Raw genomic sequence first — 16,324 nt, forward strand, 5'->3', positions numbered from 1 at the left:
GGCGTTTGAATTTATTACGCTTAACTTTAAAAAAACGAATTTAATCTGAGGATTTTTGAACCATATAAGCGATATAAGTAAATTTAAGTTGCAGTTTATCTGAACTTATATCACTTATATGGTTTAAAAAAAATTACCTATTTAAAATACAATCATATGAAAAAGTTTTTTCTTCTTGTAATTTCTATTGTTTTATTGGCTTGTCAGCAACAATCTAATACTGATTTAAAAACGCTTTATTCCCTGCCTAAAAAGCTGAAAGAAGTTTCTGGTATTACTTATTTTCCTGAAACAAATTCCATTTATACCTTGGAAGACAGCGGAAATAAAAATGCCATTTATGCAATCGATAATAAAGGAAAACTAGCCAGAACCATTACAATTACTAATGCTTCAAATATAGATTGGGAAGATATTACAAAAGATAAAAAAGGCAATATCTACATAGGAGATTTTGGAAATAATGATAACGAACGCAGAGATTTATGTATTTATAAAATTTCTAAGAAGGAATTGAATAAAGATAATGCTGTTGCAGAATATAAAATTTCATTTTCTTATCCGGAACAGACCGAATTTCCTCCAAAGAAAAAAGAAATGTTTTATGATGTTGAAGGTTTTTTTGAGATGAACGGTTATTTTTATCTTTTCACCAAAAACAGAAGCAAAGGTTTTGATGGAACTGCTTTTATTTATAAGATTAAAAATGCTTCGGGAACTCAAAAAGCAGTTAAAATAGGAGAGTTTAAAACCTGTAATAATTACAATCACTGCGTATTGACCAGTGCAACAATTAGCCCTGACGGAAAAAAAGTTGTTTTATTAAGTCATGACAAAATTGTTTTGTTTAAGGATTTCAAAGGCGATTTATTTCATAAAGGCACACAGACAGAAATAAAACTAGATCATTATTCTCAAAAAGAAGCCATCGTTTTTAAAGACAATAATACGCTCTTAATTGCCGATGAAAAAACAAACAAAATAGGAGGTAAGGTTTACGAGTTTAAACTATAAATTTAGATTCTAAGATGCTAAGGTTCTGAGGCACTAAGAAAAAAACTTAGAACCTGAGAACCTTAATAACTTAGCATCTTTTAAAAGCTGTAAGCCGCTCCAAAAATAACTCTTCCTATTTCTTCAGGAGATTTAAAATATGAAATTCTTGCTGTAATTACATTTATAGCATTAAGCCAAAGTCCGGCGCCATAATCCTGGTGCCATTTTTTTGAGTTTTCTCCGTCAAGCCAAATTCTTCCATAGTCAAAACCACCTAAAATTCCGTACGTCATCGGTGCCACTGTGCGTCGAATTTTTCCTAAACTCAAACGAAGGTCAGAGCTTTGAGAAAAATAAGAACTACCCAAAAAGCGCTCATTTCTAAAGCCTCTAAGATCAGTATCGCCGCCCAAAGCCGCTCCCTGATAAAATTCATAATTATTATTCAGGATGGCTTTTCCTTTTAGGTAAGTAGCCAAAACCAATTTACCATTATGATCAATTTTATGAGTAAAACCTAAAATACTTTCAAGCGTTGGGAAGTTTTTCTTCGTCTCGTTCAAATTTGCAGTCCACGTTCCTGCAATCATAAAATACATTCCTAAAGTTGGTTTAGCAGCAAAATCAGAGTTTTTAAATTGATATTTCATCTTTAAACTTCCGTAATTCTGACTGTTAAATACATCAGGATTTATAATATTTGGTGTGTCAATAAATCTATTTTCAGTTTCTTCAACCGTCATTCTCTGAAAAATGGGCTGGATGCTAAATTCGCTTCCATATCTTCCTACATGTCTAATAGCAGTCGAAGCGTTAAATTTCCTAATGCGGACACGATTGTAATCCATTCCCAAATCGTCATCATATTTAGACTCATTTCCATATCCAAAATAATTCATGGCAAAATTCGGAGTAGTATATAAAGATTCGACATCAATTACCCATTTTCCTAATAATCCAGGAAAATGTGCTGCATAATTAAACTCTAAACCACCTGTTGCAAAATAATAAAAAGCATTAATAACGTGTCTTTGTGTATACGGATTCTGCTTGAAGTTATTAACCGTATAATTTAAATTAATACCCACTTTTACACCATCATCAGGATTAAATCCGATGTTCGGAAGACCAGAAATAACATTGTATTTTGGTTTTTGATAATTGTATAAGTTAACATCGTAATCGTCTGTCAACTGCGTTTGTGTTTTATTATCTAAATTGTAAGTGTTTTCTTTTGATTTGAAATCGTAGACAATAACCTTTCTTCCGTTTTCAACAGCATAAGTATCATTGTTCTGACCGCCAATTAAACGAATTTTAATTTTTGATTTCTCATTTCCTTTTACCTCAAAAATATCATTATCATCCAAACCATAAATCCATAAGTTTTTGGTTTTGGCATCTGTCACCGTTTTTGTGTACTGCAATTCATCTCCTTCTTTTTTTACTCTGAAAACCTGAATTTCAATACTTTTTCTGCCGTTGTGGGTGATAATAAATTTATCCTTTTTATCAGTTCCGGCCATCATAACAGTTTTACTTAAAATATCAGAATATCTTAGCGCATATTTCTGTAAATCTCTTTTTCTGTTTTTTAATTTGCGTTTAATTTCATCGACTGTTTCATCCTGAACTTCTTTTGGCATGTTTTTAAAAGCATCATCAATATCACTGTCAGACAAATTTTCCTGAATAAATTTTGCTTGTTCAATCCAGTCTTTTTCTTCTGCAGTTTTCAAAAAAGCCAAATCCATTGGATAAGGTTCTCTGCTCAGCCATTTTACATTGTCAATTTTATTTTTAAAAGTTCGCATATGACGTAAAGCCGGAATATTCATTAAAATAGAAAGCAGCGTCCCGTCATACTTTGCAAATGCCTGATCCCGGTCTCTCGGAATTGGTTTGTAGATCACTTTGCCGTCTTTTTTATGTTCTGCCCAGCGCCATTGGTCACTATGTCTGTCCCAGTCGCCTATAAGCATGTCAAACAAACGCGCTTTTATATATTCTTTTTCGTCAACACTATATTTTTCATCTTTATGAAGGTTAGCCATCATATCATCAGTTCCGATTATATTACTCGGATTTCCAAAGTTTTTTCCATCAAGATGATTATCAGCAGGTCTTTCTTCAACCATATACAATTGATCTCCAAAATTGGCATTAAATTCTCCTAAACCTTTTTGTTTTGGAATATAATATAAAAGCGGATTTGTATGCGCAACCCCAATTTTATCAGACATACTGCCAATTACAAAAGGCGCATACGGGTGAGAAGTGGTATAGAAATCCAGTAGAAAATTTTCTGTATAAGTATCTTCAAAATCATTCACAATATATTGATCCTTAAAAGCCACAGACTGCAAAAATACAGTTGCACTTTTTTTCATTGCGCGCATCACATATTCTCTCCCTTTAGGATCTGATACTCTTAAAGATACAGATTGATGCCCGCCGCCTTCGCGAATAGGTTTCAGACCGCCCTTTAAAGTGTCCAGAGTAGCTGTTTTTACATCAATTGGCATGCTGTAATATTTTCGGTAGTGTTTGCCGAATAAGAATTTATGAAACAAACTTTTATCTGTCATTTCTTTTGAATAGATAGAAGTTGTAATCTTTGAAGGGAATTTATTTGGAGTATCTGCAGCCCAGTTTATTTCTTTGGCTTTTATAATCTCACGTTCAAAAAGAAGTTTCTCTTTATTATTTACATTTCCAAAAAATGAAACCTTTGCATCGCCGCTTTTAAATAAAGTTAAAGTTGCATAACCATTTCCTCCATACGAAAAATCATAGGGATTGATAGCTCTTGCGGCTTCAGATTTTGATCCGGCGCCGCTAATAATCTGCTGAATATTTTCTTTACTGATATATTGCAAATTATGATCATGTCCAGAAACCACAATTACATTTTTTTGTTTTTGCAGAAGCGTTTTAATCCTTTTTGCATAAATAGTATATTGTTTATTCTGAATGTCTTGTGGACTTACTCCAGACGTTTTTCGAAGTAAATTAATAAACGAACCAATGATCGGCAGGGGGATTTTCTTCTCTAACGGAAACAATTGTTTTTCAATAGAAAATTGGCCTCCGTGCGTTCCGTTGCTTAATAAAGGATGGTGAATAGCAAGAACGACTGTTTTTTCCTGATTTTTATTTAATAGGTTTTCCAGTTCCTTAAAAAAATCTTCTCTCGTTTTAATATCGCAGTTATCATTTATGGTTGGATGATCGTCCCAATCTTCCAGAAACCATTCACTGTCAATAGTTATTAATGATGTAGTACTGTCAATTTTTATATCTTCAATAGGGCAGGATTTTCTTGGCAGAAATGCTTTTTTATCGTTTAGATATTGAGTTACAAATTCAGCTTGATTCTCCAAACCTTTTATACCGCTGTACCAATCATGGTTTCCCGGAATAACTCTGGTTTTTCCTCTAAAACCATCTGCCAGATCTAATTGATTTTTCAGTTTTGTTTCTGCTGATTTTATTTCTGCTGAGTTTTTATCGCTTGGAAAACCTTTTGGATAAATATTATCACCTAAAAAAAGTAAAGTAGAATTTTTATTCGCTTTCTTTAGTTTTTTATGTAATAATTCCAGTGTTTGCTGAGCCTGTTCCTGATCAGCATTTCCCGCATCGCCGATAAGATAAAAAGTGTGTGCAATTTTTATAGAATCGGTTGCGTTTTCTGTTTCGTTTGCACTGACCTTTTTTCCATATTGCGGCTTATGTGTGGCGCAGGAATTTATCAATGCTATAGTAGTAATTGCTAATGAATAGTTTTTAATCTTAGCAATAAAATGATTATCCAAAAACAATTTCATAATTTAGTGGTATAAAAAATATTCTCCATGAATTTAATAGAACAATCCGAAGATTTCGTCAGTATTTTACTCAAAGATAAACTTTCTAATCTATATTCTTATCATAATTTTAACCATACTTTAACGGTAGTTACTGCCGTAAAAGAACTGTGTAAAAAAGAAGATGTTAGTGGCGATGATAAGGAGAAGCTTGTAGTAGCGGCGTGGTTTCATGATACCGGATACACTGAAGGATATGAAAATCACGAAGAATCCAGTACAAAAATTGCCGCTGATTTTTTGCGTGAAAGAGGCAGATCTGAAGATTTTATATCCACTGTATCCAGTTTAATTATGGCTACAGCCAAAGAATATCAACCCAAAACTCATTTAGAAAAGATAATTAAAGATGCCGATTATGCCCATTTAATGGGAACTGAATACGTTACAACCTGCGAATTATTACGTTTGGAACTTAAAAACACCGGAATAATAAGCTTTAGTAATGCCGAATGGACGAAAGAAAATTTGAATTTTCTATTGAATAAACATCGATTCTACACTGACTATGCTCTAAAAAAATGGCAGCCATTAAAAGAGAAAAACTTACTGCTGATTCAGAAAAAAATAAACAAACAGGAATTAAAAGCAGCAGCTGCGATTGAAGACGAAAATAAAAAGAAAGAAAAAGTAGATAAACCAGACCGTGGCATTGATACTTTATTTCGTGTTACGTTAGGAAATCACACACGTTTGAGTGGTATTGCAGACAGTAAAGCCAATATTTTATTATCTGTAAATGCAATTATTATTTCGATTGCACTTTCGTCTATTATACCAAAATTAGACAGTCCGAAAAATGCTCATTTAGTTATTCCTACTTTTATAATGCTGATGTCTAGTGTAATTACTATTATTTTTGCAATACTTTCTACAAGACCAAAAGTAACTTCGGGCTTCTTTACACGTGAAGACGTCGAAGCAAAAAAAGTAAATCTGATGTTTTTTGGAAATTTCTACAAAATGCCTCTCGAAGATTATGACTGGGCAATGAACGAAATGATGAAAGACCGCGATTATCTTTATTCTACTATGATTAAAGATTTATATTATCTCGGTTTAGTTTTACAGCGTAAATATAATTTACTGCGAATAGCCTACAACTTTTTTATGTTCGGTCTGATAATAACCGTAATCTCATTTGTAATTGCTTTCAAAAGTATATAAAAACGAAGCTCAACTATTTAGTTGAGCTCGTCTAATAAATCCTGATAAGTTATTTTTTTAGCACTTTCATTTGCGACATTGTTAATTACTTTGACGCGGATGGCTCTCAACCCAGAAACTCCCTGAAGATCTTCTACCTCAAATTGCTCAATTGCAGGTTCAAGAATTTTTTTGTGCTGCAGGTATTTAATGTATTTTAAATACTCACTTTCTTCGCTGTTTTGAGAATAGACAATCGTGATTTTTTCTTTTTCAGTAATTCTTTCTCTGCTTCCTTTAATGTGTGCTTTATCAATACGTTTTTTAACTACTTCATAACGTGCGTTATAAGTTCCGTCAACATCAAAACGTTTTTCATCCATTCTAAAACGAATAGAAAGTGCAGAACTAAACACTAAAATTAAAGAAGTGACATCCAGTTCATAAGGCAGAGATTCCTTAAGCTGATGATGTTCCAGTTCCATTTCGCATAAAGTCTGCAGCTGCCATAAACGCAGATTGTGCAGATACATAATGTCAAAAGGCTTTGTTGGGGAAATAGATGCTCCAATATATAAATTATGTTCGACGCCGTCTGTTTTGAAACGCTCATAATAGTGCGGATAAATCTGCTGCGCTTCCAACTGTTTTTTATCCAGAACCGAAGCCAGTTTTTTATTGACAATAGACATTGCATTATCAAATTTCTTTCTTTCCTGATAAAACATTCCTGTCTTTTCGTCCAGACTTTCAAAATACAATTCTTCGAGTTTTTTATTTTTTGCCGTTTCTTTAGTATTTTTTAGAATCGGATGAATTTCTTCCTCAATATAACGCTGAATATGTTGTTCAGTATCTGCTTTTAAAGGCTGATCCAGATCATCACGAAGCGATTCTAATTCGAATTTACGCTGTTCCAAAAGCATCAAATTACTGTTTGGCTTCTGATTCTCGAAAATTTCTAAAATGGTGTTCAACTGATTTTTTAAATCCTTTTTTACCGTTTCGTTTCTATGTTCAGACGAACCTTTAATATCGATTTGTCCGTATAAAGGGAATACATTTTTAAAAACAATCTCCTTAAAAATATAATCTTTTGTTGGATTATTATTTTGAAAATAGTTTTGAGATTCTTTTTTAAATTTCCAATAAACACTAGGATGGATTGTGGTGTATTCACGCTGAATAATCGCCTCAACCTGATGCTGCATGTCGGTATTATAACGATCAATCGTATCGGTCAAATACGGTAAAACCAATTCCAGTTTTGTTGCATTCACACTGTTTAGATCTCTGGCATTTTCAGAAACCAATTCGATTACGCCTAATAAATTACCTTCTTTGGTAACCGGAGCAAAAACGCAGCTGTGAATTCCTTGTCTTAATAAATGTTCGCCAAGCTTTTTATTTGGAGATTGCTCTACAAATTTTTCAACATTCGAAATAACAAACGGCTCTTTTTTGTGTAACAGATTTTCAAACGAACAGCCAAAAAAAGCATTCTTACAATCTACTTCCTGGTCAGCATGAAGCAAAAAGCTCGTAATCTGTTCATCAAATTTAACGGGTCTGATAAATTTTTCTTCTTCAGGGTTATAAATAATAAAACCAACCTTTAGACTCGAAATCTTAAAAATGGATTTAAAGATATTTACCAGAATATCGTTAGAATCCAGTTTTGTAGTACTAGGTTTTAAGAGATTACTTTTTAAAATAGAAATCGCACTTTCTGTCGTAGCATCAAATAAAGAAACTATTCCAAAACCTTTTAAAAGCCAGCTTCCAGGAGGAAATTTAGATTTCCAAAGAGCTATATCATTATAATTGTCAATTAATTCGTCAATATCATTTTGTGTAAGCGGGACAGATTTGTCAGTTGGAGTAATTTCCATAAAATCTGCATTGTACATAATGCGGTAATGTTTTTCTACACCTTCTTCATCTGGAATATCATAAAAGAAAGGCTTATTAAAATCGATATTGTAATGATAATAACTGCTCAAAATTAGACAGCAGTTATTTATATAGAATTGGTGATCATCAAAATCACGAATTTCCATATAAAACTCGTCGCCGGCATTTTTTAAAATTTTCTTGAAACGCTCCGTATAATTAAATGATATATTCTGAAAAGGAATTGTAATCGCTTTTATTTCATTGTGCGTCAAAGCTGTAGGGAATAAATCTGCCGCAATATTTTTAATTAAAACTTCATTTTTCTTTATAGTAGCTAAATCCCTGATTCCAGTTCTGAATTCCGGAAACTTTTCTACTTCTTTTAGAATAGCTTTTGCGTAGTTAGATCGGTAATCAACATCTGATAAAGCAATTTGTTCAAAAGACTCAATTAGTTTGTGAAATGAGATTATCGTTTCGAAAGGACTTTCGTTTGGTACATGACGATCCATCGTGATATTTTTTAGAGTACAAAATTAAGCATAAATTAAGAATGTCCGACATATAACTATTTCTTTACTCTATAGCTAAATAGTTAATTCCCTTTTAAATAAGGGAGTTTCAAAAGGCTGTTTTATTTTTAACTAAAAATTAACATTCATAATAACGGAACGATCGTTCCGTTATTGTATCTTTGTACCATAATAATTGAATAATCAATAATCTAAAACAAATAAAAATGAAAAGTTTAGAAAACAAAGTTGCAGTAGTAACAGGTGGTAACAGTGGAATTGGATACGCAGCTGCTGCTGACTTAGTATCAAAAGGAGCAAAAGTAATTGTAACAGGAAGAAACAAAGAAGCTTTGACAAAAGCTGAAACAGAATTAAATGTTACCGGAATTGTTGCAGATCAATCTGATTTAAAAGCAATAGACAATTTAGTTGATCAGGTAAAATCTCAGTATGGTAAAGTAGATATTCTATTTTTGAATGCAGGAATTGCTGCTTTTGCTCCATTAGATGCAGCTTCAGAAGATCATTATGACAGCATTATGAGTGTAAATGTAAAAGGTGTTTATTTTACAGTTCAAAAAATGCTGCCAATTTTAAACGATGGAGGTTCTATTATTTTTAATACTTCTGTAAATGCGCAATTAGGAATGCCAAATTCTAGTGTTTATGCAGCAAGCAAAGCAGCAGTTTTATCACTAAACAGAGTATTTGCAGTAGAATTGGCATCAAGAAAAATTAGAGTAAATGCAGTTTCTCCTGGTCCAATAGAAACTCCTCTTTATGGAAAAGTTGGTTTAGAAAAAGAAGAAGTTGAAGGTTTAGGTGCAGCATTAGGTCAAAAGATTTTATTAAAACGTTTTGGACGAGCTTCAGAAGTTGCAAAAACTGTAAGTTTCCTTGCTTCAGATGATGCGTCATTTATTACAGGAACTGAGATTGTTGTAGACGGCGGACTTACTGTAAATGCAGTATTATAATTTTTTTGAATAATTCAGGAACGATTGTTCCGTATTTTCATTATCTTTGTAAATGAATTTAATTTTGAAGTCATGGCTAGAACAAAAGAATTTAATGAAGATAAAGCTTTAGATAAAGCTATAGAAATCTTTTGGCATAAAGGATACAACGGCACATCTGCACAGGATTTAGTAACGCATTTGGGTTTAAGCCGATCCAGCCTGTACGATACATTTGGCGATAAGCAAAAGCTTTTTTCTAAAGCTTTAAAAAAATACCAAAATCAAGGTCAGGATAATGTAAAAAAGCTGCTCGAAGAATCAAATGATGTAAAAGTAACGCTGACAGAGATTTTTAAACAAGCCGTTTTAGAAAGTCTCGAAGACCGAATCACTAAAGGATGTTTTATGGTAAATTCTGCTGTAGAACTTGCTATGCACGATGCTGAAATAGCATACATCGTTCGCGATAACCAGAAAGTGATGGAAGAGGTTTTTTATAAAGCAATAAAAAAAGGGCAGGAGTCAGGACAGATTTCAGACAAACAAGAAGCCAGATCCCTTGCTCGTTTTATCTTTAATAATTATTCTGGAATTCGGGTTTTGGCTCGTGGCGGAGAAAAGGATAAAAAAGTTTATGATGATATTCTAAAAGCAATGTTTTCGTTATTTTAATAACTGCAAAATAGTCAAAATCAAAAAACCTCAATTACACTTAGTAGTCGAGGTTTTTTTCTTTCCAGAAAGTACTCATTTTTTTTAAGGGTATTTAAAAAATTATCTGTTTCCGTCAAGTAATTTCATTTCATCAATTATACTTACAATCGCCAATTGCTCTTCTTCGTCCAACTTTTCAGTATATAAAAGAGTAATGAGAATAGTATAAGAATCTTCTAAATTTGAATTTTCTTCAAGTTTAAGATCATGTGGATTCTGATATTTTTGAAGTAATGTTTTCGCAGCCTGAAAAGCGCGTTGCTCTAATGTAAGCTCTGTTTTGTCTAAATCTGCCATTATTTTATGTAGTAGTAAAATATTGATTTATATCTTAATTAATTTTGACGATTGAAACATAACTGCTGTTTCCGTCCAGACGATAAGTATGTTCCATATGAGAAGAATCCAGAATCTTAAGATCTGCTTTATAATTATCATGATTATAAAAGCTGAAATTTTCTTGCTCTTTACTATTTAAAACAAAATTTACAGGTTCAGATTTAGTGCCGGCTTCTATTTTTAATGGAAATTTTATATCCCACGGAATTGTGTTTTCAATATTTTTTATAGATAAGATTGTAAATTCCTTTCCAGTACTTGTTATTGAGATTTGAATTTTTTTGTAATCCCTAAAAAGAACTGATGAACTAAGCATTATTCGAAATTTTTCTTTAATCGTGGCGACACGATACAGCTTTCCTGATTTTAAAAGATCTTTTCCTTGAAAGGTGTTACTTTGTGATACATCAAAATCTCTTGCGTAAGCATTTTTCAATTCTGATTTTGAAAGCGTGATTTTATCCAGCTGTTTTTCGTTTTGAGTATAATAATCTTCTAAATTTAGTCCGGCAGATTTAAGAACAGAGCGAGGAACAATTGTAAATAAAATTTTGTCTGCATATACTTTTTCAACCTTCAAATATATTTTGGATTCAGGGTTGTTGTCTTTGACGTTTTCCAGAATAAAGAATTCGTTTGTTTTGGGATTTTCGATTTTGCTGTCAAAACCTGCTACACTTTTTGAGAAATAAACACGATCATTTTCTTCGCGATTTCTATGCTTTACTCCTTCTACTGAAGTATAGATTAAAAAACCAAGAGCAATTAATATCGGCCACGTGTACGTATACCATGGACTGCGAACTTTAATTTTTTTTGCTCTGATTTGATAATGATATTCTAAAGGGAGTTCGTATAATTCACCATTTCTTCTCATAGCCCATACTTTTCCGGTTCCGAAAAACGGAATCCAATAGATATGAAAATATTTCTGTCGCACTTCTATATTAAAATTTATGCCTGGATCTGGTGCAAATCCTAATTCGTGAGGTGCGAATTCTTTTATTTTGAAATCTTTATGACCAAAAAATATTTTCATGTCTGGGGTATTTTTGTTAGATAGGCTTTTGGGTTTGCTGTAATTTTAAAATAAACATAAAAAAATATTCCGCGAATATAAAAATTATTGTAAAGATTCTTATTCGAAATAAATCTTTGTAATTTTTATATTCACGGAATATAATAAGTAAGTAGTGAATTGATTAAGCTTTAATTAGCTTTTTTCTTCTTTATTAAAATATACTAAGTAGTAATACATTTGTTTCTCTTCGTCCCAGCCTTTTTCAACAAACTTCTCAGCGCTTTCAGGATTGATAAAGTCCATTTTAATCTGAATATGAGTATCCAGATTAATAACATTTTTAATCGATTTACGAGCGTCAGAAACTGCTGCGTTGGCAATAGGGAATGAGGTTACATCTTCAATGCTGTATTTTTCTCCTTTGTCAACTTTATAGTTTTTAAATTCTGGAATTAAGTCTGGATTGTCTAATACTTCATTCAGGAAATTTTGTTCTTCAAACTGATCATTTTTAGCGAAATAATTCACAGATCGGTTCATAAACATTACTTCTTCTTTTTTGTCTTCTGCCGGTAAAACCACATCTTTGGCAAAGTTCTGACAGAATTTCAAATATTTCTTTGTAATAAAGTTTTCATCTTCAAAAGCATCAACAGACAAAAAGTGCTCTAACCAATAACGCGCGTCATAACGGTTACTGTCTACAGTTAAGATTTTGTATCCTTCTTCTTTTTTATAATTAAAGATCAAACATCCTTTATCTAATTTGCTCAGGTTGATTCCCTGCTGTAAGATCATTTCCAGGTTGCTGTTTTTTTCTTCAAACTGTAAAAAGTCAGCTTGTAATTCGCTTTTAAAAATTCCGATTGCATCAACTATATTATTGTCAATACTCAAATTAGTCAAATACGTTACATAAACCTCTCCGTTTTTAATGTGCGGATGATTGGACTGCTCAAATAAATGCGTTGTAATTTTTTTAGAAACCTCCTGAACATTAGAAGGATTTGCAAAAATTTCAGTTGCATATTTAAACATGTCGTTATAATCCAAATCGACTTCGTGCGCAAACTGATAATAGTTTTCTTCTTTCTCTCTAAAAGGCTTAAAAAAGTACTCTTTTATCAAAGGAACAATTTCGTCATTTAAGTTAAAAGGCTGTTCCGATAAAAAAATTGCTTCGTTTCTGCTTTTGTTTCCTACGCGGTGTATCGCAAGCGTCTCGATGTGGGTGTTGAATAGGTTGATCATTTTTTAAGGTGCTGAGGTTCTGAGATGCTAAGGTGCTAAGGTTTAGTTTCTAACTTTTATTTTTTTTATAAAAGAAACTAACATTCTTTCTACTTCGCGGCTGTCCTCATTTTAAAGGTGCTGAGTTTTTAGATGCTAAGGGTCTGAGTTTTTAGTTTCTGGCTTTTAATTTCTTAATAAACGAAACCAACATTCTTTCTACTTCGCGACTATCCTCATATAAATTATTAAATTCTTGTTCGTGAATATAGGTTATATTGTTAGCAATTTCTAATTGAGTTTGCATTTCGAATAATGAACCTAATGAAATGTTTAAAAAGCGTAAAAAATCTTTATCACTTTCTCTTCCAAATCCTTCTGCAATATTGCTGGGAATAGAAATTGCACTGCGTCTAATTTGTGAAGTTAATCCGAAAATTTCTTCTTTTGGGAAATTGTTTGTTGAAAAATAAATTTTGGTTGTCAAGGCCATCGATTTCTGCCAGATAAGCAAGCTTCTAAAATTACTCATGTTTAAATATTTTTGATTTGAAAAATTAAAAATAAGAAAAAACTTTCAAAATAAAATCTCAGAACCTTAGCGTCTCAGAACCTCAGAACCTTTAATTAATTCCAATTCTCTTCAAATCCATAATCTTCAAAGCTGTCATCGCCTTCGAACATGTCAAGATCATCTTCGTCTAAGTCGTCTTCAAATTCACCGTAGATATCGTCGTGCATGTCAGCTTCAAAGTTTTTTTCGATAGCTTCGTCCGGCATTTCACCGTGAGAGAATAAAGTTTCTGGGTAAATTGCACCAACAGATTCTTCTTCAATTGCAGCCAATTCGACTAAGAAAGTCCACATGCTTATGAAATCGTAAACGTAAATAATCTTAGTGTTTTCTTTATCTAAAATACTAGATAACGGATAATCGTTCATGGTTCTGATTTCGCCAGGAACATCTCCTGTATCAAAAAGAGGAATTTCATCTTCCTGATTCCAGGTTTCATCACAAGTATAGAAAGAAGCAACTTCTGATCCGTCAAAACCAAAAGCGTTGAAGATTGCATTGTGTAAATCCTCAAGTGTATCTTCCTCAAGAATAGCAATGTCTCTAAAAATATCTTCTTCGGCGTCTAGAATTACTCTAAATTTATAAACCATAATCTTTGTTTTTATTGAGAGGTCAAAGGTAAAATATAAAAAACGAAATACGAATTATGAATTACGATTTGTTGAAAAGATTTTTCGATTTTTTGATTAGTAGATATCATTGTCAGGCTGAGCGTCGCGAATCTTCGGGATCAATCAGGGGCACAATTGGATAAAAAAGAAATAATTACTTCCCAGTCAATCTCTTTCTAATTTTATGATAATGCTTATGGTAGGTACTATGACTTGGATAACTTCTGCTTGATGTCATATTATTAAAAATCAAAGCGGTAAGAAACAAAATCAAAACACCAGTTAAAACCGGAGAAATGACATACATATAACCTAACGATTTCACTTTTTCAGTTCCGATGACGGCAATTAAAGCTGTAGCTCCTCCTGGTGGATGCAGTGTTTTAGTGATTTGCATTAATATAATCGCAATAGAAACTGCAAGTGGAGCCGCAATATACATAATGTCCGGAGCCAGTTTATGAACCGTTACGCCGACAATTGCTGAAATTACGTGGCCTCCAATCAAATTACGAGGCTGAGAAAATGGGCTCTGAATAATTCCATAAACCAAAACACTCGAAGCTCCGAAAGAACCAATTAAATATACTGCATCGCTTCCGGAAAAATGCATCGCCTGTACGTAAGCCAAAATTCCAATTCCGACAAATGATCCAATAAACGACCAGAAATGCTCTTTATAATCGATTAAAGTTTCTTTATAAAGAATATAACGTGTTTTGCGATAGCTTCTTTTTATTTTTTCAGTGGGCATAGTATTGTGGTATTATTTTGCTCGTTATGTTTTTAAATACACTTTGAGGTAAAGTATTATTTCTTATTGCTTTGTGAATCTGTAGCTTGTAGGTTTGGGTTATTTAATTAAGCTTGGAGAATAACTATAAACTGTATACGGATAAATCATTTTTGCTGTATACTTTGAAATCAGACAAACTACAAGAATTGGGAAGAATAAAGTATAATCATTTGTTAATCCACATACTAAGAAAATGGCTGTAAACGGAGCGTGAATACTTGCACTTAAAACAGCCGCCATTCCGATAATCATGAAGTTAACCGGAATTACATTTACATGGAAAAAGCTGTTTAAGACTGAAGCCAATAATAACCCTAAAAAAGCTCCAATAAATAAACTTGGTGCAAACACTCCGCCATCACCACCAGAAGCAAGTGTTATTGAAGTAACAATTGGTTTTAAAATTAAAATTCCAATAAAAGTTAAAGCCAATGTGATTGTCAAAGGAATTTGTGCTGAATTACCGAAAATTCCTTTTATAGCGTGATAACCTTCACCGTATAATTGCGGAAAAAAGAACAATGAAACGCTTAAAACAACAGATCCTATAATAATTTTATAATAATGCGTATCTATTTTACCAAATTGTGATTTGAAAAATAAAACACAACGGGTTAAATAAACCGAGTTCATTCCCGCCAGGATTCCCAACAAAATAAAATACGGAATCGCTTTTAGATGCCAGGTTGTAATGGAAACAGCAAACAGAGGCTCTTCTTTTAAAATAGTCAGTAAACCAAAAGCGACTGAAACGGCAATAATATTGGATATGATAAAAGCTCGGGTTACTTTTCTGGAAATTACTTCAAAAGCAAATAAAATTCCCGCAATCGGACTGCTGAAAAGTGCCGTAACTCCGGCTGCAACTCCCGCACAGATCAATTCTGTTTTGTATCGACGGAAAATATTTTCTTTTTCGTGCGCCACCGAGCCAATGGTTGCCGTAGCGACAACGGTTGAAACTTCTATTCCCGTTGAACCGCCAAAAATAACCGTAATTAAACCGTTTATAAAATGGGAAGGAATTTTGTACGAAGGAAGATTTTTTGTTTTAGATTGTGTGCTCTCAAATACTTCTTTAATACCTTTGTTTTCTTTTTTCTTAAAAAGATATTGTCTTAGAAAGTAAATCACAGACAATCCGAAAACCGGAAAAATAATGTAGAACAGAGGATGAACGGTAACTTCATGAAAGAAGATTTCTTCGTAATATTCAGTAATTTTTTTAAGTGAAATTCCGAGAAAGGCAGAAAGAAAGCCAATCAAAATAGAAACAATAACTAATTTTCGGAATTTAATGAATTGATGATTTTTTTTGATTTGCGCCGTTTTGTTCATCAGATGTGGATTTGTAGATCGCGTAATTTTATTTGCGATTTCACAAAATTAGTCAATCAAATCTGTTTTTTAATAAAAAGCGGTCTTTATAATTTGTTAAAATTATTAAAACAAGGAAATTCTTCTAGCACAGTTTTGGCATCTGCTATTGTAGATAAAGGGTAGGGCTGTTGTTTTAAATTATTCCTTATATATTTCCCTGAAAATATAGGTAGGGCATTATAAAAATCTGCAAAGATTTTTATGCGCTACACAAAGAATGTGAAAAGCGGTTTTAGCTAAAACTTTTATAGTTTTGGTTAAAACCGCTTTTTTTT

The 16,324-nt window shown here is 32.6% G+C and carries 13 protein-coding genes; 4 read left to right on the plus strand and 9 right to left on the minus strand.

All coding sequences use genetic code 11. From position 1 onward, the window contains the following. Positions 1 to 156: 156 nt before the first annotated feature. A complete protein-coding gene (locus B0A68_RS13770; protein ID WP_089069745.1) occupies positions 157 to 1,014 on the plus strand; it encodes an SdiA-regulated domain-containing protein in 858 nt (285 codons plus the stop codon). 80 nt (positions 1,015 to 1,094) lie between these two features. Here B0A68_RS13770 and B0A68_RS13775 read toward each other — a convergent pair whose 3' ends face one another. Next, complete coding sequence (locus B0A68_RS13775) at positions 1,095 to 4,826, minus strand: metallophosphoesterase (RefSeq protein WP_089069746.1); 3,732 nt, start codon at positions 4,824 to 4,826, stop codon at positions 1,095 to 1,097. Between the two features lie 27 nt (positions 4,827 to 4,853). Between B0A68_RS13775 and B0A68_RS13780 the strand changes: the two genes are divergently transcribed. Further along, a complete protein-coding gene (locus B0A68_RS13780) occupies positions 4,854 to 6,032 on the plus strand; it encodes a Pycsar system effector family protein (RefSeq protein ID WP_089069747.1) in 1,179 nt (392 codons plus the stop codon). A gap of 17 nt (positions 6,033 to 6,049) precedes the next feature. On the opposite strand, the gene B0A68_RS13785 is transcribed toward B0A68_RS13780, so the two are convergent. After that, complete coding sequence (locus B0A68_RS13785; protein WP_089069748.1) at positions 6,050 to 8,419, minus strand: GAF domain-containing protein; 2,370 nt, start codon at positions 8,417 to 8,419, stop codon at positions 6,050 to 6,052. Between the two features lie 227 nt (positions 8,420 to 8,646). Between B0A68_RS13785 and B0A68_RS13790 the strand changes: the two genes are divergently transcribed. Together B0A68_RS13790 and B0A68_RS13795 are read left to right on the plus strand one after the other, a co-directional pair. Beyond that, positions 8,647 to 9,399 (plus strand): glucose 1-dehydrogenase, encoded by a 753-nt coding sequence (locus B0A68_RS13790; RefSeq protein ID WP_035680339.1) that lies wholly within the window; start codon positions 8,647 to 8,649, stop codon positions 9,397 to 9,399. A 72-nt stretch (positions 9,400 to 9,471) separates the two neighbouring features. Then, positions 9,472 to 10,053 (plus strand): TetR/AcrR family transcriptional regulator, encoded by a 582-nt coding sequence (locus B0A68_RS13795; protein WP_035680337.1) that lies wholly within the window; start codon positions 9,472 to 9,474, stop codon positions 10,051 to 10,053. Positions 10,054 to 10,155: 102 nt separating this feature from the next. Here B0A68_RS13795 and B0A68_RS13800 read toward each other — a convergent pair whose 3' ends face one another. The 7 genes from B0A68_RS13800 to B0A68_RS13830 form a co-directional block, all read right to left on the minus strand. Further along, positions 10,156 to 10,392 (minus strand): hypothetical protein, encoded by a 237-nt coding sequence (locus tag B0A68_RS13800; RefSeq protein WP_035680335.1) that lies wholly within the window; start codon positions 10,390 to 10,392, stop codon positions 10,156 to 10,158. A gap of 34 nt (positions 10,393 to 10,426) precedes the next feature. Beyond that, positions 10,427 to 11,473, minus strand: coding sequence for a hypothetical protein (locus B0A68_RS13805; protein WP_035680332.1), 1,047 nt, complete (start codon positions 11,471 to 11,473; stop codon positions 10,427 to 10,429). Between the two features lie 174 nt (positions 11,474 to 11,647). Further along, positions 11,648 to 12,706, minus strand: coding sequence for a nucleoid-associated protein (locus B0A68_RS13810; protein ID WP_035680328.1), 1,059 nt, complete (start codon positions 12,704 to 12,706; stop codon positions 11,648 to 11,650). Positions 12,707 to 12,857: 151 nt separating this feature from the next. Beyond that, positions 12,858 to 13,217 carry a four helix bundle protein gene (locus B0A68_RS13815; protein ID WP_035680325.1) on the minus strand — a complete coding sequence of 120 codons (360 nt, stop codon included), beginning with the start codon at positions 13,215 to 13,217 and terminating at the stop codon, positions 12,858 to 12,860. 95 nt (positions 13,218 to 13,312) lie between these two features. Then, positions 13,313 to 13,852: an IS1096 element passenger TnpR family protein gene (locus tag B0A68_RS13820; protein ID WP_035680322.1), complete on the minus strand. Its 540-nt coding sequence runs from the start codon at positions 13,850 to 13,852 to the stop codon at positions 13,313 to 13,315. A gap of 175 nt (positions 13,853 to 14,027) precedes the next feature. Then, complete coding sequence (locus tag B0A68_RS13825) at positions 14,028 to 14,627, minus strand: HPP family protein (protein WP_035680319.1); 600 nt, start codon at positions 14,625 to 14,627, stop codon at positions 14,028 to 14,030. Between the two features lie 99 nt (positions 14,628 to 14,726). Next, entirely contained in the window at positions 14,727 to 16,007 is a 1,281-nt protein-coding gene (locus tag B0A68_RS13830) for a chloride channel protein (RefSeq protein WP_051892422.1), read from the minus strand. Positions 16,008 to 16,324: the final 317 nt, after the last annotated feature.

This window comes from Flavobacterium reichenbachii, from assembly GCF_002217435.1.
GTDB lineage: Bacteria > Bacteroidota > Bacteroidia > Flavobacteriales > Flavobacteriaceae > Flavobacterium > Flavobacterium reichenbachii.